Source organism: Staphylococcus sp. NWU MK-U1 (assembly GCF_033283505.1).
Taxonomy (GTDB): Bacteria; Bacillota; Bacilli; order Staphylococcales; family Staphylococcaceae; genus Staphylococcus; species Staphylococcus haemolyticus.
In genome coordinates, this window is the sequence record NZ_JAVSMG010000003.1 from 197,357 (window position 1) to 218,695 (window position 21,339).

A 21,339-nucleotide genomic window follows, 5' to 3' on the forward strand; every position below is an offset into this window, starting at 1 on the left:
GTTATAAGATTAGCTTGTTATCTCTGGAATATTTATTATATTAGCACAAAACTTTATATTTTTGTCTAAAATTTCTGAAAATTTTAAGTTTTCTTACTTTTTATAAAATGACAGAGTGTAACAAGGAAATTTTAAATGATAGATTTGATTATAACAGATTAATAAGAAATAAAAACAACAAAAAAGAGTAAAATTATCCTTAAAATATAAAAAGTGGTCTTTTGACCGAGAATAACATACTAAAAATACACAATAAGTCAAGTAATTAGACCTTTATTTAGTGGTATTTTACTAAAAAATTAAAGTTTGTTGACCTATTCCATTATGGAATAGGTTCTATCGAAAATATGTATTTTATTAATAGTTCAGTGCATACTATAATTAGTTATGTAATAAAGTTACATCATATTTAAATGCTTCTATTTCGTGTAGTAAATCCATCCCCTTATATTGTATTAGCATAGTAGTGCTAAACTTTATGATTTATTACACCCATTGACATAGATAGAAGACTCCCATCTCGCATTTAAATATGTATCCCTAACTGAGATTACTAGCAACAATGAAATAATGAAGTAACTTTAAATATAAAGAAGCCACAACTCATGTAACTAAGTCTTTCCCTCTTTTTCCCTTAAAAAATAGACATGTAGGTGGCTTCTTTTTAATATTAAAATTTAAAACGGAACTTGAAAGGATATGAATTCAGATGACTAAAGAAAACTACTCTGCTGCAAACATGGTCATTGATACTTTAAAAAATAATAATGTAGATTACGTATTTGGTATTCCAGGAGCTAAAATAGACTATCTCTTTAATGCTCTTGAAGATGATGGTCCAGAACTTATTGTGACACGTCACGAACAAAATGCTGCCATGATGGCACAAGGGATCGGTCGTTTAACTGGTAAACCAGGTGTAGCATTAGTAACAAGTGGCCCTGGAGTAAGTAACTTAACAACTGGATTATTAACAGCGACTTCAGAAGGTGATCCAGTGTTAGCTATCGGTGGTCAAGTTAAACGTAACGATTTATTACGTATGACGCATCAAGCAGTAGATAACGCTTCTCTTTTAAGATCATCTACGAAATATAGCGCAGAAGTACAAGATCCTGAGTCTCTATCTGAAGTAATGACAAACGCTATTCGTACAGCGACTTCAGGTAAAAATGGTGCAAGTTTTATTAGTATCCCACAAGATGTTATCGAGTCACCAGTAACATCTAACGCAATTGATTTATGTGAACAACCACAACTAGGTGTCCCAAATTTAGAAGACATTCAAGACGTTATCAAAGCTATAAAATATGCGAAATTCCCAGTGTTGCTAGTAGGTATGAGAAGCTCAAGTGAGAAAGAAACTGAAGCAATTCGTCAATTAGTTGCTAAATCAAACTTACCAGTTGTTGAAACATTCCAAGGTGCCGGTGTACTTAACCGTGAATTAGAAAATCACTTCTTCGGAAGAGTCGGTTTATTCCGTAACCAAGTAGGTGACGAATTATTAAGAAAAGCTGACTTAGTTGTTGCAATTGGTTATGATCCAATTGAATACGAAGCAAGTAACTGGAATAAAGAATTAGATACAGAAATCATAGTTATCGATGAAGTACAGGCTGAAATCACTAACTTTTTACGCCCTAAAAAAGAATTAATTGGTAATATTGCAGGCACAATTCAACTCCTATCTGAAAATGTGCATGAACCTATTATTAATCAAAATCGTTTAGATGACTTAGAACGTTTGAGAGCAGAAGTCATTGAAGCAACAGGTATTAAGTACACACATGAAGATGGCGTAATGCATCCATTAGAAATTATTGAAACAATGCAAAAAACACTAACTGACGATACAACTGTTACTGTAGACGTAGGTAGCCATTATATTTGGATGGCACGTAAATTTAGAAGTTACAATCCAAGACATTTACTATTTAGTAATGGTATGCAAACACTTGGTGTTGCTTTACCTTGGGCAATCGCAGCTGCATTAGTGCGCCCAAATACTCAAGTTGTGTCAGTAGCTGGAGATGGCGGTTTCCTATTCTCAGGTCAAGATTTAGAAACAGCCGTACGTAAAAATTTAAACATCATCCAATTAATTTGGAATGACGGTAAATATAATATGGTAGAGTTCCAAGAAGAAATGAAATATAAACGTTCAGCTGGAGTTGAATTTGGACCAGTTGATTATGTGAAATATGCTGAATCATTCGGTGCAAAAGGGTTACGTGTTACTAATCAAGAAGAATTAGAAGCGGCTTTAAAAGAAGGCTATGCAACTGAAGGCCCTGTATTAATTGATATCCCAGTGAATTATAAAGACAATATCAAATTATCAACGAATGTATTACCAGATTCTTTAAATTAATTATTAGTCAAACAAACATAGGAGTGAATATTCAATGAGTCACGTATTATATCAACATGGTACTTTAGGTACATTAATGGCAGGTCTATTAGAAGGAACTGCGTCTATCGATGAACTATTAGAACATGGTGATTCAGGACTAGCTACATTAACAGGTTCTAATGGTGAGGTTATCTTTTTAGATGGTGAAGCATTCCATGCTAACGAGCATAAGGAGTTTAAGAAACTAAATGGTGATGAAATGACGCCATATGCAACGATTACTCGTTTTGAAGCAGATCAAACATATCAAACTTCAAATAAAAACTCTGAAAAAGTGTTAAACGAAGTTAAAGAACATATGCTAAGTGATAATTTATTCTCTGCAGTGAAAATAAGTGGTACGTTTAAAAAAATGCACGTACGCATGATGCCTAAACAAGAACCACCTTACACTAGATTAATTGATTCAGCACGTAGACAACCAGAGGAAACGCGTGAAGATATTAAAGGAACAATTATTGGATTCTTCACTCCAGAATTATTCCACGGTATTGGATCAGCTGGCTTCCATATTCACTTTGCTAATGATGATCGCAACTTTGGTGGTCATGTATTAGACTTTGAAGTAGACGATGTAACTGTTGAAATACAGAATTTCGAAACATTCGAACAACATTTCCCAGTTAATAATAAAACATTTACAGAAACAGAAATTGATTATGCAGATGTAGATGCAGAGATTAGAGAAGCTGAATAATTAATAATCATACCTAAAGTTGAAAGATGAATCCTCATTGAATTCATCTTTCTTTTTTTAATTTATAAAATATAATATATGACACAATATAAAATAATGGTATAATGATTTAGAATTTTATATTTATGGAGGTAGCCCTAATGCAATGTCCAAATTGTGGTCAGACATATCAACAAGGAGATCAATATTGCGGTAGTTGTGGTAATAAATTAAATGGTTCATTATCTCAATCAACGCAATCGACAACAGAATCATTCAATTCGGAGATTCAATCTACAAGTCATTCTACAGCTATTAAGCAAGAACAAATTAATGGAGAACAGAATCATAGTGAGTACGATCGTGGTGAATTTGCACATAGATATATGTCTTATGAACACCGTTATGCTGAAGGTCCATTCACGATTAAGGTGAAATCGACCTTTAATGAAAGTAAGCAATTTTTTAAGCAAGCTTTTACTTCTCATGATGTAGTGATGAAAGGGAATAAGTCATTTAGTATTACTTTGCTATCATCATTAGTTATTATTGGTTTACTTATATTGGGAATGTTATTACACCTACTTTCAGCAAGTTTATTTGATGGTTATTTTGTTGATACTGCAACAATTATCTTGAAATTTGTATTAACTACTATGCTAGCACTTGCGTTTTTATTTATCGTAACATTCGCCGTTATTCGCTTAATGATAGTAGAAAGCATTTCCTTTAAAAAGATTTTATCTGATTATATATTAGTTAATACATTATCAGTAAGTATACTATTTTTAGGATTTATTGTGTTTTTCCTTGAAATGTATATTTTCAGTGGTATATTGATTGCCTTTTCAGTGATTTTACTTTTAACATCATCAGTGTATTTAATTTCAAAATATAGTGTAAATCATACGTTACGTTTTGCGAGTTTCTATAGTGTTATGATTTTCTTTGTTATTATTGGATTTGCCTTACATTTATTTGGTTCAACTATCATTCATCGATATGATGATTTAGGTATTGAGAAAAGGAAAATATTTAATGTTGGTTTTACTTTAAATAATTATTCAATTACTGGAATAATTAAGTGTGAATCATAATCGCCACCAGTATAAACAAGGTGATTGCCTTTGTTTACTGTATCTTCGTGTTCATAACGTGTTTTCATATTAGGTAAAGGAGTGCTATTACCTTTGATAATTTCGTTACCTTTAACAACAACTGCTAATGACTCACCTTTTTTAAATAATGTACCAGATGGTAATAATTCTATTTCGACTGGCACGATTTCATTTGGACTAACTTTTTGTTCATGTTCATGTGTATGCCATGGTTGTGCAATTGTTGATTTCGTTTCATCTAGTTCGCGATGAGAAACGCGCAACCAACCTGTTGCGACTTGACCTTTTTCAATATGATTGAAATCAGGGAAATGCACCTCATTACCGCGACGGTCTAACTTTTTAATGCCTGCAAAGATATCTAAATCTTCAGCATTTTCTGCAGCTACCCACAGTTTTAATTTCATATTACCAGTCAATTCTGTATCTTGTTCGAAAGTATAAACATAACGTAATTCATCGTCATCACTTTCAGAATCGTATGCAGCGACTAAGTCATTTGATACTTGTGTTTTACTTAATGACATATCTGAATTATTTAAATATAGTGCTTTATAATTTGTGTTTGGAAGTGGGAATTGATCAGCATTTTTGAATTCACCACGATAGAATTGATCACGTACTTCGTAAATTACACGAGGTGTTTCTAACCAATCATTGTCTTCTTCTTTTAAGTAATAATCAAAGAATTCTCTTTGTCTTTCAAGATTTTCTCTTGCGTAATAACTTTCCCATTCTTTACGGCCATGAATATATAACCATTTGTCTTTAGAACTTGCTTGTTTAAAGCCTTCAAAGCTACCTCTATTGTGTAAACCTTGTGTAGACCAACTAGCACAAGTTAACAATGGTGTAGTGATATTAGATAATGGTGCCTGACGTTGTTTCCAAAAATCATCAAATAATGGATGATCTTGTTGTGCTTGAATTAGGCCTTCGATATTTGGATTGTCTGTCCATCTAGCAAAGATACCTTGTATCCAGAAGTGGAAGAAACCAGTATCTGGAATACCACCATGAAATGCGACTTCACGATACATATCATTTAGTCCTTCCCAAGGAATCATCGCTTTTAAATGTGGGGATTCAATGATGCTACCCACCATTGTGTTACTGCTAAATAAGACACGCCGTTTGTACCAATGTTACCATTGCTCCACTCTTGTTGTGCGGCCCATTCTATAACTTCGTAATAGTCTTCAGCTTCACGTTTAGACCAAGGTGATAATACGCCATTTGAACCTGCACTACCTCTGAGTGCAACTTTAACTACAACGTAATCATTTGGCACCCAATAGCCAGGATCTGGAGATTCTTCAGGTGTAAAACTTGAAGTAGGTATAGCACCTAATGTAGGCCAAGCGGCACCCATATTTGTAATTTTTGGTTTATTGTCTTTACCATAAGTATCAGCTGACATGACAACTGGGAATTGGCCATCTTTCTTTGGACGGAAGATGTTGACGTATAATATTTCGCCATCTTTCATAGTTACTGGAACATTTTTTTCCATAATCATTTCTTGATTTCCATATTGAATACTATCTACAACAATTTGATTGATGCCATCTTTTACATCTTCAACATGTGTTACTTCTAATTGTGGATTGCCTAAATTATTGTTAATCATATGTTTCATCCTCTCTTTAAAAAGCTCATTTCGAATACAAGGTTATGTTAAACCGTGACGTTGAACGTTTCAACAATCAATATGCATGCAATTGTACGAAAACCAACAAAGCCGATATAATTGTACAAAAACAAACATTTAAAGTGAGGTCTATCAAATGACTCAAGATCGTAGAATTAGAAAATCTCAACAAGCGATTAAAACAGCATTCATAGATTTATTACATAAGTATGATTTCAATGATGTTACTGTACAACAAATTTCTGATTTAGCTGATATTAATCGTGGTACGTTTTATACGCATTATTTAGATAAATATGACTTGCTAGATAAGATGGAAGATGAACATGTAGATATTGTGCGTAATTTTATTAAAGAGAGTAAAAAGAGTAGTGGTGGAAAGTTCTCAACAGAAGACTTAAGACACATAATGGAATTTCTTATTGTACATATTGAAGAAAATATAACGTTTTATCAATTAATGTTCAAAATAGGCACGGAATCTAGATTGCATGAAAAATTATATGGCTTGCTAACGAACTATTTAAATAGTTTTACTAATTTAGATGGTGATATTAGTGGTATACCTTTCTCATATTTTATGAGCTATGTTTCAGGTGCAGGATTATCGTTCTTAAGACATTGGGTTGAGGATGGTAACCGCATCCCTAAAGAAGATTTAATTCAATACTTCTATGATATTGTTAATAATGGACCAGCTACAATTATACAAAGAGAGATTAATAAATAATGTATGGCTTCTAATTACTGATATTAGTGATTAGGAGCTTTTTAATTTTAAAAAGATTATTATAAATTGTTGAATTAAGCATATATTATTGAGTTTTATATAATAGCATACGATGTATAATGAAACGCATAAAAATGAGGGAACCTATTACGTTGTTATGTATCTCTAACTCTATAAATCCAATTGTGAGAGAGGGGGGAGCATGATGACAATAGATATAATGGTTCATCTCCCATTAAATGACATTCTATGTATCTAGGGTTATATAATTATTTTAATATTTGAAATAAAGTATAAAAAATAACGTTTTCTTAACTCGCAATTAAGAAAACGTTAGCCCAATAATAGAAATTGGAGATACATATTGGCTTACCTATAAGTCAGTAATATGTCCTTTATTTTTACACCTAGTACCAAGTCACAAACGTGCTAGGTGTTTTTTATTAAAGATATTTTAGCATAACACTTGATGTTAAGCAAATTAATCAATGTGTGTGTCGGCTATATTTGACATTCATCTTAATGTCGTTTATATTTTACATAAAGGGTTATCAATAATCTTGAGGTGGTTGAGGATGACTAATTTTAGAGATAAGATGATTAATCGAATCATCGGTACAACGACTGAACTTGATGAACGTGAAAAAGAAGAATTATACGGACACGTCACTACAACATTTATTATCACTTATTTAGGCTTACTAATCCTAGCTTTTATAAGTTTAATTAATGATTATGTTGTTCAACATGTTAATGTACCGACCATAGGTATATTTGTTTTATTCTTTATTGCTAGTATTTTCTTATCGAGAGGCATCCGAAAAAATAATTTAGATGAAAATCGAGTTTATTCTAAAGAAGCATATCAAAGACTATTAAAGAAGCATAAGTTAGGCAGTATTTTCGGTGGAATTATGTTCGGTGTAATTATGAGCCTACTTAATTTAACGCGACTATATTTTTCAGATCAAAAGATTGAATTAGGATTTTTCATAACACTTAATTTTATTTCTGCTTTAATTTTCGGCGTAATAAGTTATTTCGTTGGAAAAGGTAAAATTGTTAAAGAATATGGTGAGGGGGATTAAGAAATGGATAAATTTAGTCAAATATTATTTAATTGGTTCACTCAAAATCCCACAGGTCGTGATGAGCGTGAGCAAGGTGTGCTTGAACATAAGTTAGCGGTTATGTTTTTATTGACATATATTACAATAGTTATCTTAGGTACAATAAGTTTGGTTATTGATATGAAGAGAGAAACAGTGAATTTTGGAACAATATGCTTATTAGCGTTAAGTGTTATTTTAACGTTTGTATCTCTTTGGATTAATAGAAGAAACCGTTTAGATGAGTTAAAAGCTCATTCAGCTGAAGAATACAAACAATGGGTGAAAAAGCTTGCAATAAAATGCTCGTTTTTCGTCGTTTATTTTGCAACGGTGATGTTTATTATTACGGGGGTTATCTTCGCTTATATTTTTAATGACGGATTTGACTTCAAAGAACAATTAATCAAATGTGCATTTTCTGGTGTGCTATTCGGCGGTATCATGTTTATTTACTATATGATTATGCTCAAAAAAGAATATTAACTATTATTCAACTCCTTAATTATTATATAATAAATTTATATAATGCTTAAGGAGTCATTTTTATGTTAAAAGCTGATCCAATTATTGCTAAAATGAAAAATCAAAAAATCAACTACGATAGGGTATTGAAAAAATTAATTAATCAATGGGAAAGGGAAGGTTTAAGACCTAAAATCTTACTACATAGTTGTTGTGCGCCATGTAGCACTTATACGTTAGAATATTTAACGGAGTATGCTGACGTGGCAATTTATTTTGCGAATCCCAATATACATCCTAAAAATGAATATTTAAGACGTGCAAAAGTTCAGGAACAATTTGTTAATGATTTTAATGAGAGAACCGGAAAGAATGTTAAATATATTGAAGCGGAATATAAACCGCATGAGTTTATGAAAATGGCAAAATCACGTGGCCTCACTGAAGAACCAGAAGGAGGGTTACGTTGTACAGCATGTTTCGAAATGCGTTTGGAGCTAGTTGCTGAAGCTGCTGTGAAATACGGGTATGACTACTTTGGAAGTGCACTCACACTATCACCTAAAAAGAATGCGCAACTTATAAATGAACTGGGTATGGAAGTACAACATTTATATGACGTGAGCTACTTGCCGAGTGACTTCAAGAAAAATAAGGGCTATGAACGTTCAATAGAGATGTGTAATGACTATCATATATTTCGACAATGCTATTGTGGATGTGTCTTCGCAGCGATGGCTCAAGGCATTGATTTTAAACAAATCAATCAAGAAGCTAAAGACTTTTTACAGCAATTTTAAAGAAAATGACTCCTAATTTGAAGTTTAATCTTTTCAAATTAGGAGTCGTATTTTATATTGTTCGATTAATAAAACGTATAATGGCTAGAATGGCAATCACAAATGCAGATAGGATACCTGCAATTTTTAAACCTTTTTTCTGCTTCTCAGGTTCTGGATCTTCATTTTCCATCATTTCAAGCAACTCGCGTTCGATTTCAAGATCAAGTGCGGTCTTCTTTTCGCCATTATAGCCAATGCTATTATCGTCATCTTTTGTCACTTTATCATTTTGATTTGAAGGCTGTTCTTTACTTTTAGACGGTTGGTCTGCATTTTGTTTTGTATTTTTATCTTCTGCAGTCATACGTATACCCCTCCGGTAAACTTGTTATCTTTGGCTTAAGTATAGTACTTTTTATAATTAAGTAAAGCTATATTATTTCGCGTCTAATCCAATAATATCACTCACATAATTATAATTATGTTGCTTTAAGTAAGCAGCGATGTCTTTATTTATCTTCTTAGTCAAACCAGGACCTTCAATAACTAATGAAGAATAGATTTGAACAAGAGATGCACCATTTCGCATCATTTGAATGGCATCTTTAGCACTAAATATACCGCCTGTGCCGATAATTAAGAATTCGCCATTTGTTTGTTGATATGCCCATTTCACTAACTCTAAATTTCTTTTGAAAAGGGGTTGTCCACTTAATCCGCCATCTTCTACTTTATTAGAAGAAGTGAGACCATCACGCTTACGAGTTGTATTCGCTAGAATCATACCATCAAATGTTTCAGTAATTGCTGGTAGAATATTTTTAAAACCATCTAGTTCTAAATCAGAAGTTAATTTTAAGAAAATAGGGACATTTACTTCTGTATTGGCTTTAAAGTCTTTCAAAGCTTTGCATAACATTGAAAATTCATCTTTATCATGGAAACTTTGTAAATTCTCAGTATTTGGTGAACTTATATTAACTGTAAAAAATGAGACATCAGCTTTAAATGTATCAATTACTTTAATGTAATCTTGATAACGCTCATTATAAGGTGTCGTTTTATTTACACCAACATTTAAGCCAACAGGGATATTGTATGAATGGCGACGTAAATTCCATAATGCTCTGTTCATACCAATATTATTAAAGCCCATACGATTGATTAATGCATTATCTTCAACTAGACGATACATACGAGGTTTTGGATTACCATCTTGAGGTTTAGGTGTAATGCCACCTAATTCAAGTGCACCGAAGCCAACATTTTCAAGTGCTTTAGGTACTTCGCAAGATTTGTCAAAGCCAGCAGCTAAACCAACTGGATTGTTAAATGTGATACCTTTAATTGTTTGTGCTAAAGAAGGATCTTCATAGTTAAAGATTTTGTGCATAATAGGTAGTAAAAAGGGGCGTTTTTGGGCAAGTTTTAAAGCATCAATGGTCATGCCATGCGCTTTTTCAGGGTCGAATTTAAATAATAGTGGTTTAATTAATTTATACATTTTAATGCTCCTGTTTCATTGTATTTGAGGCTTACTATCCTCATTTAATATCATTGAAAAAACATTCCTCTCTAAGACTAGCATGTTCAACAATAATTGCATAGTTAATTTAGAAACTGTTTAAAAATTTGCCTCAACTTAAATGTGGATATATATGCTTACGATTAAATAGTCCTTTTTCAGGAAATATAATAATAAAGTGAGAAGATGTATTCGAAGGAGGAAACATCATGAAAAAAGATTGGCAAGAACAATTACCATTAAACCATATACGAGACATTAAGCCGATGAGTGGTGGAGATGTGAACGAAGCATTCAAAGTAATTACAGAAGATGACGTGTATTTCTTGTTAGTTCAACGCAATCGTGATAAATCATTCTATGCTGCTGAAATTGCTGGACTTAACGCTTTTGAAGAAGCAGGAGTTACAGCACCACATGTGATTGATAGCGGTGAAATTAATGGTGATGCTTTCTTAATATTGAGTTACTTAGATGAGGGAACGACCGGTAGTCAACGAGAACTAGGTCAATTAGTAGCCAAAATGCATAGCCAGCAACAATCTGACGGCAAATTTGGATTTGATTTACCTCATGAAGGTGGAGATATTTCATTTGATAATACTTGGTCTGATTCGTGGATTGAAATCTTTGTCGAACGTCGCATGGATCATTTGAGAGATGAACTCATGCGGAAAGGATTATGGAATGACGAAGATAATAAAGTCTATGAACAAGTCCGTACAGTGATGGTAAATGAACTAGAAAATCACAATAGTAAACCGTCATTGTTGCATGGAGACTTATGGGGTGGCAATTATATGTTCTTAACAGATGGTAGCCCCGCTTTATTCGATCCTGCACCGTTTTATGGCGATAGGGAGTTTGATTTAGGAATCACTACTGTATTTGGTGGATTTACCCGAGAATTTTATGACGAATATGAGAAGCACTATCCTTCAGGAAAAGGTGCTCGTAAGCGTTTAGAGTTTTATAGACTATATTTATTTATGGTCCATTTACTAAAATTTGGTGGAATGTACGCTAGTAGCGTAAATCGATCAATGGATGAAATATTGGCGTAAAAAATAAGCATGGGCAGTACAGGTACAGTGATACCCGTGCCGCTCATGCTTATTAATCTTCTTTAATTGTTTTTAATAACTGCTTACCATTATCATATAACATTTTCTCAAGTTCATGATGTGATACTAAATCAGTTTTTTCAAGTTCATCAGCTAACATCGTAACAACTTGATCGGTTGTATAAAGTGCATCTGAACCATATACAATTTTATCCATGTCTACACATTGAGCAATATTTGGAAGCTGATAAGGTAGGACTTTTCCAGCTAAATCAAAGTATAACTCTTTCATAACTTGTTCTAAATCATCAGGTTGACGTTCACTTCCAAACATCTTATTACCCATTGCAACACGTTGAGCAATAACAGGAAGTAACGCACCACAATGTGGAATAATCCACTTAATATTTGGATATTTGCTAAACACATTGTTTTGACTCATATAAATGACCGTACGTGTTGTATCAAAGATGAATTCCATTAACGGTGCAGGAACAACGTCGCTCATTGCTTCTATATTAGGCTTAGGTTCATTCGGATGAAGTGCAACAACGGCATGACGCTCATCTAATTTAGTTAAGACTTTATTTAGGCGGTCATCACCAACATAAATACCACGTGCATTCGTAGGTAAAGTGAAACCTAAAGCACCTTGCTTATCTAATGCAGTATCAATCGTCTCAATGCTTTCATCCACTAATGGCAGTGGTAACGTCGCAAAGAAACCTAACTGTTCTGGATATTTATGTGTAAATTCAGAAGCATACGCATTGACTTCTTTAGCCAAATCAACCATTTCATCATCTGGTGCAGCGCTAATATGGGGACTTGAAATAGACAATACTCCATATTCAATATCCATACGTGTCATTAAATCTAAATAACCTTCAGGAGAGAAGTTCGGTGTTGCTACACCGTCTCCCTTGCCATCGAAATAATCATCTAGAAATTTCGAGAATCCAGGTGAAATATAATGAGCATGTAAATCAATTTTTTTCATATTTTTACGCTTCTTTCTTTTCGTTTTTAAAAGTTAGCCAATCATCGATTTCATCATAATACGCATTGACTTCATTTGGTCTATCGATACCTTGTAACTCACTGTTTACATCATAACCAATGGCATTTAATGCATAAGATAAGCAAGCATAGCTTGGACGATAATCTGTAAAGTCATCCTTTGGTAGATTAATCGTTGTTGGTTTAACTGGTGTTAAGCTATCTTTCTCATATATACATTCAAGACGAGTAATATACCAAACGCCTTGTTGATTTTGTTCGAGACAATATACCAATTTAGCATCTGATTGTAATTCCATTTCAACATTTTGAATTGGAAGGCGTGTTTGAATGGTCGCTTGCATAATCGCTACAGCACGCGTGTCATTAATCCAAATTTGAGGGAGTGGGACAGAATTCTTTTAAATTCGTCTTCCCACCCCCGCAAGGCTGACGAGAACTGAGAGAAGCTTGATTTAAGCGTCTTCTCAGTTCAGTCAGCTACTGCGAATTTGCAAAATAACAATATTACACTATTTATGTCCTAGAATCCTGGATGAAGCGACAAATTCATTACCATTTCCTTTGAACCAAGAAATATTGATATAAGAATCATCTGCGAAACATGTTTCCATACTCTCCCAAAGGGCATTATCACGACAGAAACGTTCAAATTGAATGAGCTCAAGAATATCTTCTTTAGCTAGTAACGTTTCATTTGTATATGGTTTATTTCTAGTGAAAAGCACTATAATGACACTCCTTTAATTCCAATTAAGCCCACATTTCAAGTAATACTTTAGCGAAACCTTCAGAGTCTTGAACGTATCCTAAGTGACCACCTGGAATGTCGATAATTTTGATGCCAGTTTCTTCAGAAATGAAGAAGTTGACTTCTTGCGGGAATGAACCTTTTGAAGCTAAACCATTTAATAAAGTAATAATGTCTTATGTTTATTGAAATCGTCTATTGAAATATCAGACTCTGTGTATTGACGAATTTCATATTTAAACCAGCCTAACATCTCGTCGAAACGTTTTTGGCTATTAGCATCACTTTCAGCTTCTGCTGGTTTTGACATGTATTCTTGGTCTAATTTACTTATTTGTAATGTTTCACCAAATAATTTCATAGCTTGAGGCATACCTTCATTTATTGCAATATCAATGATTTCGGCGTTTTTATCTTGCCAATATTTTGCATCTGGCAAGAATGTATTAATAGGTGGTTCATGGAATGCGATTTTTTTAACAACTTCAGGATGTTCTTTTAAAACATGCATTGCTACGATTGAACCGGAGCTTGAACCTAATACATATACTGGCTCATCACTTAATGATTTTGCCAATTCAGCGATATCTTGCGCATCACGTTTAACTCGGTAACGACTATCTGGATTGATTGCTTCCTCAGGTAGTGGTTCAGTTAATTCACTTTGTCCATATCCACGTCGATCTACAGCGACAACAGTGAATTTATCTTTTAATTGTTGTGCAAGTGGCATGAAGATATCTCCAGTTCCGTTTGCACCAGGGATGAAGATGATAACAGGACCATTACCCACTTTGTGATAACGTAATTTAGCGCCTTGTAATTCTAATGTTTCCATTTATAAAACCTCCGATAAAGTTTGATTATGCGATTGAATTTGTATGATTTATTATTTGATTGTAGTTATATGATTATTTATCTAAACCCAATAATTTAGCACCATTGGTATAACTAATTTTCTCTTGTTCTTCTTCTGTTAAACCTAAATCGCTTAAGAAAGTTCCAAGTTGGTCAGGTTCTACATATGGATAGTCAGCTGAATATAAGATTCTATCAACACCGACTTCTGCTTTAACTAGATCAAATTGTGGTTTTGTTAACATGCCACTTGGTGTAATGTAGAAATTATTTTTGAAATAGTGACTAATTGGATGTTGTAGGTGATCTGCAAATAAAATTGAATCCATACGTTCTAAGAAGAAGGGTACAAATTCGCCCCAATGTCCAATAATAATATTTAAGTTTGGATGACGATCAAATACACCTGAAAGTACTAAATGAATTGCGTGAATACCTACATCTACATGCCAACCATAACCGAAACAAGCAAATGTAGCTGCTGTTACATCAGGATAGTTACCTTTATAGTAAGCTTGATATACATCACTTTGAATTGGAGATGGATGTAAATAGATTGGTGCGTTTAATTCTTCTGCAGCCGCAAATAATGGTTCGTATTCGTCCTGATCAAGGAAACCATTTTTAGGGTGACCCATAATTAAAGCACCTTTGAAATTTAAGTCATTGATACAACGTTTAAATTCTTCAACTGTTGCCTCTGGTTCATTAATTGGTAAAGTCGCAAATCCAACAAAGCGTTCTGGATTTTTTTTCAACATATTCTGCTAATGTATCATTCGCTTTTTTACATAAATCAATTGCACGCTGACCTTCTAAGTTTGAAGGTGCACCATTACCGTATGATAGTACTTGCATTTCGACATCGTGTTTGTTCATAAAATCAATACGTTTATCATGATATGAGATTTCATCAGCATCTGTGAAACCTGATTTTTGTTCAAGACCTTCAAGCATTGTTTTCATGGGTACGCCTTTAGGATCAGATGACATATATTTCATTGTTTCTTTTTGAATCTCTTCTACAACATAATGTTCTTCAAAGTTAATACTTTTCATTAGAAAAGCCTCCTAAAATTTAAATAATTACCAAGGCATTGTGCCATTACCATCAATAAATGTACCTGTAGGACCATCTTTATCGATAGTGGCAAGTTTAACGATAGGGATAATGCCTTCTGATGCTGGTTTAGCGTTGTTACTAAAGTCACCAACTAAATCAGTGTTGGTTGAACCAGGATCCGCAGCATTGATTTGAATATGAGGTAGTCCCTTCGCATACTGCACTGTCAACATAGTTACCGCGGATTTAGATGAACAGTAAGCTAATGAGTTCACTTTTGATTCTTGTGTATCAGGGTTAGTTACCATTCCAAATGAACCTAAACCACTACTTACATTGACTACGACAGGTTGGTCGGATTGCTCTAAGAGTGGAATGAATGTGTGCATCATTCTAACGATGCCAAAGACATTAGTATTGTAAACATTTTGAACATCTTCTACTGTTAACTCTGCAGGTTTTTTAAAACCACCTGAAATACCAGCATTATTGATTAATACGTCTAGACGTCCTTCTTGCGCTTGAATGGTTTTAAATGCATTTTGGACGGAATCATCATCAGTGACATCTAATTGAACAAACTCGACATCTAGATCTTCAGCAGCTTTACGTCCACGCTCAGCATCTCTAGAGCCAATATAAATTTTATGTCCTTCAGCTTTGAGTGATTTAGCAGTTTCAAAGCCTAAGCCTTTGTTTCCGCCAGTTATTAACGTGATTCTTTCCATTATTGCGTCACCTCATTTGGCAAGTATAGTTTGATTAAGTTATTTCTAAAAGTTTCATTAGTGAGTTGTCGTTCGTTTTTTTGAAATTCAAATGTATTAGTTGTTAAAGATTTTAAAAGCATATCTGTTTTAAATATAGCCCATGCTTCATCTCCGTAATCATTAAACAAATCAAAGTAATATTGATTTAAATGTTTGAAGAAGTTGCTTGAACGGAATAATTTGGCATTGTCTTTACCTTCAATACAATTTAATAAATCACTATTGTCCGTTTTGAATTTTAAAAATATATCAAGAGAATGAGCCATGATGTCTGTTCTAGACGTATACTGTGATTTAATTTCTATCATTTGGTTCATAATATCATCAAAATCATGTTCTATAATGCGATAACATAAATCGCTTTTATCCTTAAAATGTCGGTAGAGCGTCCCCATACCGATATTTAATTCTTTAGATATTCGATTCATACTCACATTATTCACGCCTTTAGATTTAAATAACTCAAGCGCTTTATCTTCTATACGTTGTCGATTCTTTAATGCATCTTTACGCATCGTATCACCTCTTAAATTGATTTCGTTGACAAACGGATAAGTGTCCGTTTATTATAAATCTTGTTAATGATGATTACAAATATAAAGGCTTATTTAAATTATTTTTGAAAAGAGGGGTTAATATGTCGTTGAATAAACAACAAAGACAAGTGACGAGTGAAGAATTGAAAGTACATTTCCATGAATCAACATTAAGTTTTGAAAATATTGCTAATGAAATGAATATTTCAGTAGAAGAAGTGGAAAGGGTATTAAACATGGATGCCCCTAATGGGTTCTTTGGTAATAAATTACAAAAATTTATACACTTAGTATGGGATATTCGTGATTTAATTAATGACAACATTAGACAGAATGGTGACCAACCAAAAGATTATACGTATTTAAAAGGTGAAAAAGAAGATTATTGGTTTTTACAATAGGAGAGATAAATAATGGGTAAAAGTATATTAGTTATAGGTGCTACAGGTAAACAAGGCAATGCTGTAGTAAAACAATTATTGTTAGATGGTTGGAAAGTTCGTGCTTTTACACGTAATAAAAATAATGAAAAATTAGCTTCAATAGATAATGACAATTTAGAAATATTTGAGGGCGATTTAAGTAACCAAGAAAGTTTAACAAATGCTATGAAAGGGCAATATGGTGTTTATAGTGTTCAACCAATTATTGTAGATAATATTCAAGAAGAATTACGCCAAGGTAAGATGATTATTAAAACGGCAGAAGAACAAAATATTGACTATGTTGTTTATAGTACTGCAGGTGGCGTCAACCGTGATCGTACAGGTCCCCATTTCGAAGCCTTAGCTGATATTGAGAATGAACTTAAAGACAGTTCATTAAATTATACAATCATCAAACCATCGTTCTTTATGGATAATTTCTTAAGAATTACTAAAGTCGAAAACGGAGAAATTATGATTCCTGAATTTATTAATCAAGATGTTAAATTCGCAATGATTTCTTCAATAGATATCGCTAGAATTGCATCCAATGTATTTGCCAATGCAGAAAAATATAACCATCAAGCTATTGAAATCGCTTCTGATGAACTTACATTAAAAGAAGTTGTTAAAACATTTGCAACGGTAACTGGTAAACCTACAGAAATTAAAGGTTCGTTCTCAAGTGGTACAGCAGAACGTGGATGGCTTGAAGAAAAAGGTTATATAATTGATTTTAATCAAATGGATGAGATCAATCCCGGTCGTTTAACGCTTGAGCAATGGATTAGTGAAGTGAACTTTTAATTTTTTCAAAATGAGGGGGAAGATTATGATTCAGTCAATGTGGTTTAATTTACATGTCGAAGATTTAGAACGTAGTGAACAATTTTACAAAAATTTAGGATTTGAGATTAATAAAAATCCAGATATGCTAGACAAAATGGTTGGTATTAAAATCGGACAAACGATTGTGATTTTAATTGAAAATAATCATTTTGAAAAAGTGACGCATGAATCCGTTTCGAAACAACCTAATGAAGTCATTATATCTTTAGGTGTAAAAACGAATGATGAAGTAGATGAGTTAATGCGAAAAGTGGAATCATCAGGCGGTAAAGTGATTGATGAACCAGGAACTTATCAAGGATACTACGGTGCAACATTTGTAGACCCAGATGGACATAAATATAATTTCTTAGTTTGTTAGCTAAAAATCAAAAGGGAGTGGGACAGAATTCTTTTTAAATTCGTCGTCCCACTCCCAACTTGCTTTGCTTGTAGAATTTCTTAGTGAAATTCTCTTTGTTGGGGCCCCGACCACAAGGATGATTAGTACTGAAAAAAGCTTGATTTAAGCGCATTTTCAGTTCAGTCAGCTACTGCGAATTTGCAAAATAGCATCATCATATTATTTATGTCCCAGGCTCCTTACTTTGTATACAATTAGTTTTCTTGAATATTGCCGTATTCTTCTCTTAAGTCATACACTTTATCAGGTGTAACGTCTTGACCAAGTGGGTCTAAAACTTTCATCGTTGAGAAAGTATGAAGTACTTGACCTCTTATCATACCTAAATATTCTTGTCTTAATTGATGTTGTTCTTGTTTTTCTTCAACGCTTAAACTTTCAACTTTTTCTTTATTTGCTAATTGGTTAATTCTATCTAATAGTTCTCTCATTATTTATTCCTCCTAAATTGTATGAGCTGGAAAATGCGGAACAATATACATTCCAACTTCTTCTATTATTTCTTCGATATCACGATCATCATTTGTAAATCTTAAGATAATATGATTTGTATTAATTGATTCATAAGCTTTTAATATTTGTAATAAATTCTTACGTCCAGTACGGAAACCACCTTTAATTGGTTTAACGGTTTCGTTTGGATTTTGGGATAAATCAATCATTAGAATATTCATAAATGGTTTGAAGCGGTCAGTACCACTGTGCCAAGCTTCAACTAATTTCTTTTGCTCTTGAAAAGGTTGAGCGTAAAATAACCAACCATCCATATTTTCTTGAAGCCAAGCCATTGATTGTTTTGAATATCCCGTACCAAACATTGGAATCGTATGATGTTTTGGCAATACTTGTAACCCTGAATCTTCATATAATTCGAAAATTGAATTTGAGATTTTGGGAGAATGTGATTGCCACAGTTCTCTTATTGAGTGAATGGTTGTTTGATAACGTTCTGTTAATTCATTTTCATCTACTTTAAATGCAGGGAATTCAAAAGAGCGATCACCGGTAGCCATACCGAGTAATAAACGTTGATTGGAAATGAGATCAAGTGAGGCAGCTGATTTAGCTAGATGAATGGGATGTCGTAAGGTTGCTACGGTACTACCAGTACCCAGTGCAATCTTTGAGGTAAAGGCACTCAGATAGGTTAAATAGACGAACGGATCATAATTCGTAGTAACGTTGCCTAAATGAGGGCTATACAATGGATTATCTCTCACAGACAAACTTGTAAATCCCAAAGACTCTGCCTTTTGAGCGAGTCTCACTTGCTCATCAAAATCAATATTGTTTTGTTTTTTATTATCAAACGGTATGGATAAACCTAGCGTCAATTTATTATTTTTAAACGTACGTTTAAATCCCTCGTGTTCATCAATATCTGACATGTCCTTACCTCCCAACTTCATTTAATATTTATACAACATTTATTATCTAACTAACATGTGTTGTATAAATGTAATATACGCCCCATTTAAATAATATGCAACATACATGCTTATGAAATTTGTTGCTTAGACAACAATGCTCAGTATTTGTTGATTAGATTAGCTTTTTCCATAAAAAAACCTCTAAGGCAATGCCTCAGAAGTTGAATTATAAGTGTGTTATATGATGAATTAAGAAAGGTAAATTTTTATCTATAAAAGCTTCTGCTGTAAGCGAACTGGTATCGAGCCAATGTCTAGCGAGACCACATAATCCTGAAGCTAGAAAACTAGCACTATTAACGAGTACATCAATATCCTGTTCAGGATAGCTATTACGAAGCATAATGGTAAAAATATCTTCTAATTCATTATTAATACGTTGATGGGCTTGGTTACAAAACGTTTCACTATTCATCTTGCATGAATCTTGTACTTCAACCATATAATTGGCAATAGATATAAATAGATTAGTAATGACGGCTTCATTAATCATATCAGAAATAGCTAACGTGTCATTTAAATCTTTCAAAATTGTTTCGGATAAAGTGTAATCGAGAATATCATATTTATCTGTAAAATGTGCGTAGAAAGTAGCACGGTTGACCGTGGCACGTTCAGTAATATCTTTAACAGTGATTTGTGACATCTTTTTCTCTCGGGAAACCTCTTGAAACGCTTCTACCAGCAGTTTCTTTGTTCTGATAATACGAGGATCCACTTTAGTCGTAGTCAATATAGGCACCTCCCTTGTTGACCTATAGCTTACATTAAATTATCTGTCGAAAAGAGAAGGTTGTCAAAGTTCACGCTTACAATGATATGTAACTATCAACCTAAACTGTAGAGTAGTCAAACTTCAATTTCCTAATAAAATTTTTAATTTCATTATGGTTAAAATTAATTATGAGACGAGTTTCTACTATTATAATAGTCAATTTTGTTCATTATCTAGTCAATTAGTCTGAATGTAAGCAAAGTATACACTTTCTTGTCGTGATGTTTGATAACATACAAAATAATAATGAATTAAAAAGGAGAGCGATGTTTGAAACAATTTATCAAAATAGTTATGACTATACTGATATGTGTAGGTATCGGTGTATCCGTAACATATTTAATTCGTGAAATTGATATGCAACCATCTCAAATGTCTTTAAATGATGATAATCAATATGGTGATTGGAATAGAGATGGACGTTTGACGCATGGTTATGGCACATATAATCATGGTTTAGAGTTTGAAGGTAATGACAAACATTATGGGAATGATTATGACTTACCTGAAGATACTGAAGTGTTAGCAGCGACAGATGGTGTTGTCACAAGGTTATTTGAAGATGATTTAGGTGGTAAAGTGATACAAATCTCTGAAGATAATGGCCAATATCATCAATGGTATATGCATTTAAATGATTTCAAGGTAACTCAAGGTCAACAAGTTAAAGCTGGTGATGTGATTGCTTTATCTGGTAATACAGGTGAACAGACAACTGGCTCGCATTTACATTTTCAAAGAATGAAGGGTGGCATAGGCAATGATTATGCCGAAGATCCTCAATCATTTATTGATCAACTACCAAAAAAAGAAAAGAGTTTATTTAATATCTGATATGAAAAACAAAATAGATAGTATTAAAAATCTGAAGCCTGAGTCATGTTTCAGATTTTTTAATATCAAAAAATTCATACCTATTAATC

General features: G+C 33.2%; 21 protein-coding genes and 4 pseudogenes. 12 read left to right on the forward strand and 13 right to left on the reverse strand.

The genetic code is table 11. The features are described 5' to 3' along the window. The first annotated feature begins 709 nt into the window (after positions 1–709). The 3 genes from alsS (at position 710) to SBL16_RS06460 (ending at position 4,189) form a co-directional block, all read left to right on the forward strand. Positions 710–2,374: an acetolactate synthase AlsS gene (gene alsS / locus SBL16_RS06450; RefSeq protein ID WP_107619613.1), complete on the forward strand. Its 1,665-nt coding sequence runs from the start codon at positions 710–712 to the stop codon at positions 2,372–2,374. Positions 2,375–2,408: 34 nt separating this feature from the next. Continuing rightward, positions 2,409–3,113 (forward strand): acetolactate decarboxylase, encoded by a 705-nt coding sequence (gene budA, locus SBL16_RS06455; RefSeq protein ID WP_037537340.1) that lies wholly within the window; start codon positions 2,409–2,411, stop codon positions 3,111–3,113. A gap of 140 nt (positions 3,114–3,253) precedes the next feature. Continuing rightward, on the forward strand, positions 3,254–4,189 hold the full coding sequence (locus SBL16_RS06460; RefSeq protein ID WP_107612422.1) for a zinc ribbon domain-containing protein: 936 nt from the start codon (positions 3,254–3,256) through the stop codon (positions 4,187–4,189). Here the strand turns inward: SBL16_RS06460 and SBL16_RS06465 are convergent. Then, positions 4,153–5,840: pseudogene (locus SBL16_RS06465) on the reverse strand (CocE/NonD family hydrolase). The gene SBL16_RS06460 and the pseudogene SBL16_RS06465 sit on opposite strands and share 37 nt — an antisense overlap. A 157-nt stretch (positions 5,841–5,997) precedes the next feature. On the opposite strand from SBL16_RS06465, the gene SBL16_RS06470 reads away from it, so the two are divergent. The 4 genes from SBL16_RS06470 (at position 5,998) to SBL16_RS06485 (ending at position 8,965) form a co-directional block, all read left to right on the forward strand. Next, positions 5,998–6,591 (forward strand): TetR/AcrR family transcriptional regulator, encoded by a 594-nt coding sequence (locus SBL16_RS06470; RefSeq protein ID WP_053041321.1) that lies wholly within the window; start codon positions 5,998–6,000, stop codon positions 6,589–6,591. A gap of 575 nt (positions 6,592–7,166) precedes the next feature. Further along, positions 7,167–7,679 carry a DUF3278 domain-containing protein gene (locus tag SBL16_RS06475; RefSeq protein ID WP_317953317.1) on the forward strand — a complete coding sequence of 171 codons (513 nt, stop codon included), beginning with the start codon at positions 7,167–7,169 and terminating at the stop codon, positions 7,677–7,679. A gap of 3 nt (positions 7,680–7,682) precedes the next feature. Further along, positions 7,683–8,186, forward strand: a complete 504-nt coding sequence (locus SBL16_RS06480) for a hypothetical protein (RefSeq protein WP_107612424.1) — start codon at positions 7,683–7,685, stop codon at positions 8,184–8,186. 62 nt (positions 8,187–8,248) lie between these two features. Next, a complete protein-coding gene (locus tag SBL16_RS06485) occupies positions 8,249–8,965 on the forward strand; it encodes an epoxyqueuosine reductase QueH (RefSeq protein ID WP_011274794.1) in 717 nt (238 codons plus the stop codon). A 52-nt stretch (positions 8,966–9,017) separates the two neighbouring features. Here SBL16_RS06485 and SBL16_RS06490 read toward each other — a convergent pair whose 3' ends face one another. Further along, on the reverse strand, positions 9,018–9,311 hold the full coding sequence (locus SBL16_RS06490; RefSeq protein WP_053041323.1) for a hypothetical protein: 294 nt from the start codon (positions 9,309–9,311) through the stop codon (positions 9,018–9,020). A gap of 72 nt (positions 9,312–9,383) precedes the next feature. Continuing rightward, entirely contained in the window at positions 9,384–10,451 is a 1,068-nt protein-coding gene (locus SBL16_RS06495; protein WP_107612426.1) for a quinone-dependent dihydroorotate dehydrogenase, read from the reverse strand. Positions 10,452–10,681: 230 nt separating this feature from the next. Here SBL16_RS06495 and SBL16_RS06500 point away from each other — a divergent pair, with 230 nt between their 5' ends. Further along, positions 10,682–11,536 (forward strand): fructosamine kinase family protein, encoded by an 855-nt coding sequence (locus SBL16_RS06500; RefSeq protein ID WP_107612428.1) that lies wholly within the window; start codon positions 10,682–10,684, stop codon positions 11,534–11,536. 52 nt (positions 11,537–11,588) lie between these two features. Here SBL16_RS06500 and SBL16_RS06505 read toward each other — a convergent pair whose 3' ends face one another. The 7 genes and pseudogenes from SBL16_RS06505 to SBL16_RS06535 form a co-directional block, all read right to left on the reverse strand. After that, entirely contained in the window at positions 11,589–12,536 is a 948-nt protein-coding gene (locus tag SBL16_RS06505; protein WP_317953323.1) for an amidohydrolase family protein, read from the reverse strand. 4 nt (positions 12,537–12,540) lie between these two features. Then, positions 12,541–12,900: a hypothetical protein gene (locus SBL16_RS06510; protein WP_223197237.1), complete on the reverse strand. Its 360-nt coding sequence runs from the start codon at positions 12,898–12,900 to the stop codon at positions 12,541–12,543. A 180-nt stretch (positions 12,901–13,080) separates the two neighbouring features. After that, positions 13,081–13,284 (reverse strand): annotated as a pseudogene (locus SBL16_RS06515) (bile acid 7-alpha dehydratase); the annotation flags it as partial. A gap of 25 nt (positions 13,285–13,309) precedes the next feature. Beyond that, positions 13,310–14,145: pseudogene (locus SBL16_RS06520) on the reverse strand (alpha/beta fold hydrolase). Positions 14,146–14,218: 73 nt separating this feature from the next. Continuing rightward, a pseudogene (locus SBL16_RS06525) lies at positions 14,219–15,224 on the reverse strand (amidohydrolase family protein). Positions 15,225–15,251: 27 nt separating this feature from the next. Next, the gene (locus SBL16_RS06530) at positions 15,252–15,956 is read right to left on the reverse strand and encodes an SDR family NAD(P)-dependent oxidoreductase (RefSeq protein WP_107612435.1); all 705 of its coding nucleotides are present in this window, start codon (positions 15,954–15,956) and stop codon (positions 15,252–15,254) included. Continuing rightward, positions 15,956–16,513 (reverse strand): TetR/AcrR family transcriptional regulator, encoded by a 558-nt coding sequence (locus tag SBL16_RS06535; RefSeq protein ID WP_107612437.1) that lies wholly within the window; start codon positions 16,511–16,513, stop codon positions 15,956–15,958. Before SBL16_RS06535 ends, SBL16_RS06530 begins: the two co-directional genes overlap by 1 nt. A gap of 122 nt (positions 16,514–16,635) precedes the next feature. Here SBL16_RS06535 and SBL16_RS06540 point away from each other — a divergent pair, with 122 nt between their 5' ends. Genes SBL16_RS06540 through SBL16_RS06550 form a run of 3 tightly spaced genes read left to right on the forward strand, consistent with a single transcriptional unit; the run spans position 16,636 to position 18,169 of the window. Then, positions 16,636–16,935: a DUF2316 family protein gene (locus SBL16_RS06540; protein ID WP_107612439.1), complete on the forward strand. Its 300-nt coding sequence runs from the start codon at positions 16,636–16,638 to the stop codon at positions 16,933–16,935. Positions 16,936–16,947: 12 nt separating this feature from the next. After that, entirely contained in the window at positions 16,948–17,766 is an 819-nt protein-coding gene (locus SBL16_RS06545; RefSeq protein WP_107612441.1) for an NmrA/HSCARG family protein, read from the forward strand. Positions 17,767–17,791: 25 nt separating this feature from the next. Continuing rightward, positions 17,792–18,169: a VOC family protein gene (locus SBL16_RS06550; RefSeq protein WP_107612443.1), complete on the forward strand. Its 378-nt coding sequence runs from the start codon at positions 17,792–17,794 to the stop codon at positions 18,167–18,169. Positions 18,170–18,405: 236 nt separating this feature from the next. Here the strand turns inward: SBL16_RS06550 and SBL16_RS06555 are convergent, their stop codons facing one another. The 3 genes from SBL16_RS06555 to SBL16_RS06565 form a co-directional block, all read right to left on the reverse strand. Continuing rightward, positions 18,406–18,642: a DUF896 domain-containing protein gene (locus SBL16_RS06555; protein ID WP_011274805.1), complete on the reverse strand. Its 237-nt coding sequence runs from the start codon at positions 18,640–18,642 to the stop codon at positions 18,406–18,408. 12 nt (positions 18,643–18,654) lie between these two features. Beyond that, positions 18,655–19,599, reverse strand: coding sequence for an LLM class oxidoreductase (locus SBL16_RS06560; protein WP_107612445.1), 945 nt, complete (start codon positions 19,597–19,599; stop codon positions 18,655–18,657). Between the two features lie 208 nt (positions 19,600–19,807). Beyond that, positions 19,808–20,374 carry a TetR/AcrR family transcriptional regulator gene (locus SBL16_RS06565; RefSeq protein WP_016931230.1) on the reverse strand — a complete coding sequence of 189 codons (567 nt, stop codon included), beginning with the start codon at positions 20,372–20,374 and terminating at the stop codon, positions 19,808–19,810. 336 nt (positions 20,375–20,710) lie between these two features. Here SBL16_RS06565 and SBL16_RS06570 point away from each other — a divergent pair, with 336 nt between their 5' ends. Continuing rightward, positions 20,711–21,250, forward strand: a complete 540-nt coding sequence (locus SBL16_RS06570; protein ID WP_390894804.1) for a M23 family metallopeptidase — start codon at positions 20,711–20,713, stop codon at positions 21,248–21,250. Positions 21,251–21,339: the final 89 nt, after the last annotated feature.

What these genes read in the sequence shown, in the direction of transcription:
- alsS (WP_107619613.1), top strand. Translation starts at nt 710, where the DNA reads ATGACTAAAGAAAACTACTCTGCTGCAAACATGGTCATTGATACTTTA.
- budA (WP_037537340.1), top strand. Translation starts at nt 2,409, where the DNA reads ATGAGTCACGTATTATATCAACATGGTACTTTAGGTACATTAATGGCA.
- SBL16_RS06460 (WP_107612422.1), top strand. Translation starts at nt 3,254, where the DNA reads ATGCAATGTCCAAATTGTGGTCAGACATATCAACAAGGAGATCAATAT.
- SBL16_RS06470 (WP_053041321.1), top strand. Translation starts at nt 5,998, where the DNA reads ATGACTCAAGATCGTAGAATTAGAAAATCTCAACAAGCGATTAAAACA.
- SBL16_RS06475 (WP_317953317.1), top strand. Translation starts at nt 7,167, where the DNA reads ATGACTAATTTTAGAGATAAGATGATTAATCGAATCATCGGTACAACG.
- SBL16_RS06480 (WP_107612424.1), top strand. Translation starts at nt 7,683, where the DNA reads ATGGATAAATTTAGTCAAATATTATTTAATTGGTTCACTCAAAATCCC.
- SBL16_RS06485 (WP_011274794.1), top strand. Translation starts at nt 8,249, where the DNA reads ATGTTAAAAGCTGATCCAATTATTGCTAAAATGAAAAATCAAAAAATC.
- SBL16_RS06490 (WP_053041323.1), bottom strand. Translation starts at nt 9,311, where the DNA reads ATGACTGCAGAAGATAAAAATACAAAACAAAATGCAGACCAACCGTCT.
- SBL16_RS06495 (WP_107612426.1), bottom strand. Translation starts at nt 10,451, where the DNA reads ATGTATAAATTAATTAAACCACTATTATTTAAATTCGACCCTGAAAAA.
- SBL16_RS06500 (WP_107612428.1), top strand. Translation starts at nt 10,682, where the DNA reads ATGAAAAAAGATTGGCAAGAACAATTACCATTAAACCATATACGAGAC.
- SBL16_RS06505 (WP_317953323.1), bottom strand. Translation starts at nt 12,536, where the DNA reads ATGAAAAAAATTGATTTACATGCTCATTATATTTCACCTGGATTCTCG.
- SBL16_RS06510 (WP_223197237.1), bottom strand. Translation starts at nt 12,900, where the DNA reads ATGCAAGCGACCATTCAAACACGCCTTCCAATTCAAAATGTTGAAATG.
- SBL16_RS06530 (WP_107612435.1), bottom strand. Translation starts at nt 15,956, where the DNA reads ATGGAAAGAATCACGTTAATAACTGGCGGAAACAAAGGCTTAGGCTTT.
- SBL16_RS06535 (WP_107612437.1), bottom strand. Translation starts at nt 16,513, where the DNA reads ATGCGTAAAGATGCATTAAAGAATCGACAACGTATAGAAGATAAAGCG.
- SBL16_RS06540 (WP_107612439.1), top strand. Translation starts at nt 16,636, where the DNA reads ATGTCGTTGAATAAACAACAAAGACAAGTGACGAGTGAAGAATTGAAA.
- SBL16_RS06545 (WP_107612441.1), top strand. Translation starts at nt 16,948, where the DNA reads ATGGGTAAAAGTATATTAGTTATAGGTGCTACAGGTAAACAAGGCAAT.
- SBL16_RS06550 (WP_107612443.1), top strand. Translation starts at nt 17,792, where the DNA reads ATGATTCAGTCAATGTGGTTTAATTTACATGTCGAAGATTTAGAACGT.
- SBL16_RS06555 (WP_011274805.1), bottom strand. Translation starts at nt 18,642, where the DNA reads ATGAGAGAACTATTAGATAGAATTAACCAATTAGCAAATAAAGAAAAA.
- SBL16_RS06560 (WP_107612445.1), bottom strand. Translation starts at nt 19,599, where the DNA reads ATGTCAGATATTGATGAACACGAGGGATTTAAACGTACGTTTAAAAAT.
- SBL16_RS06570 (WP_390894804.1), top strand. Translation starts at nt 20,711, where the DNA reads ATGACTATACTGATATGTGTAGGTATCGGTGTATCCGTAACATATTTA.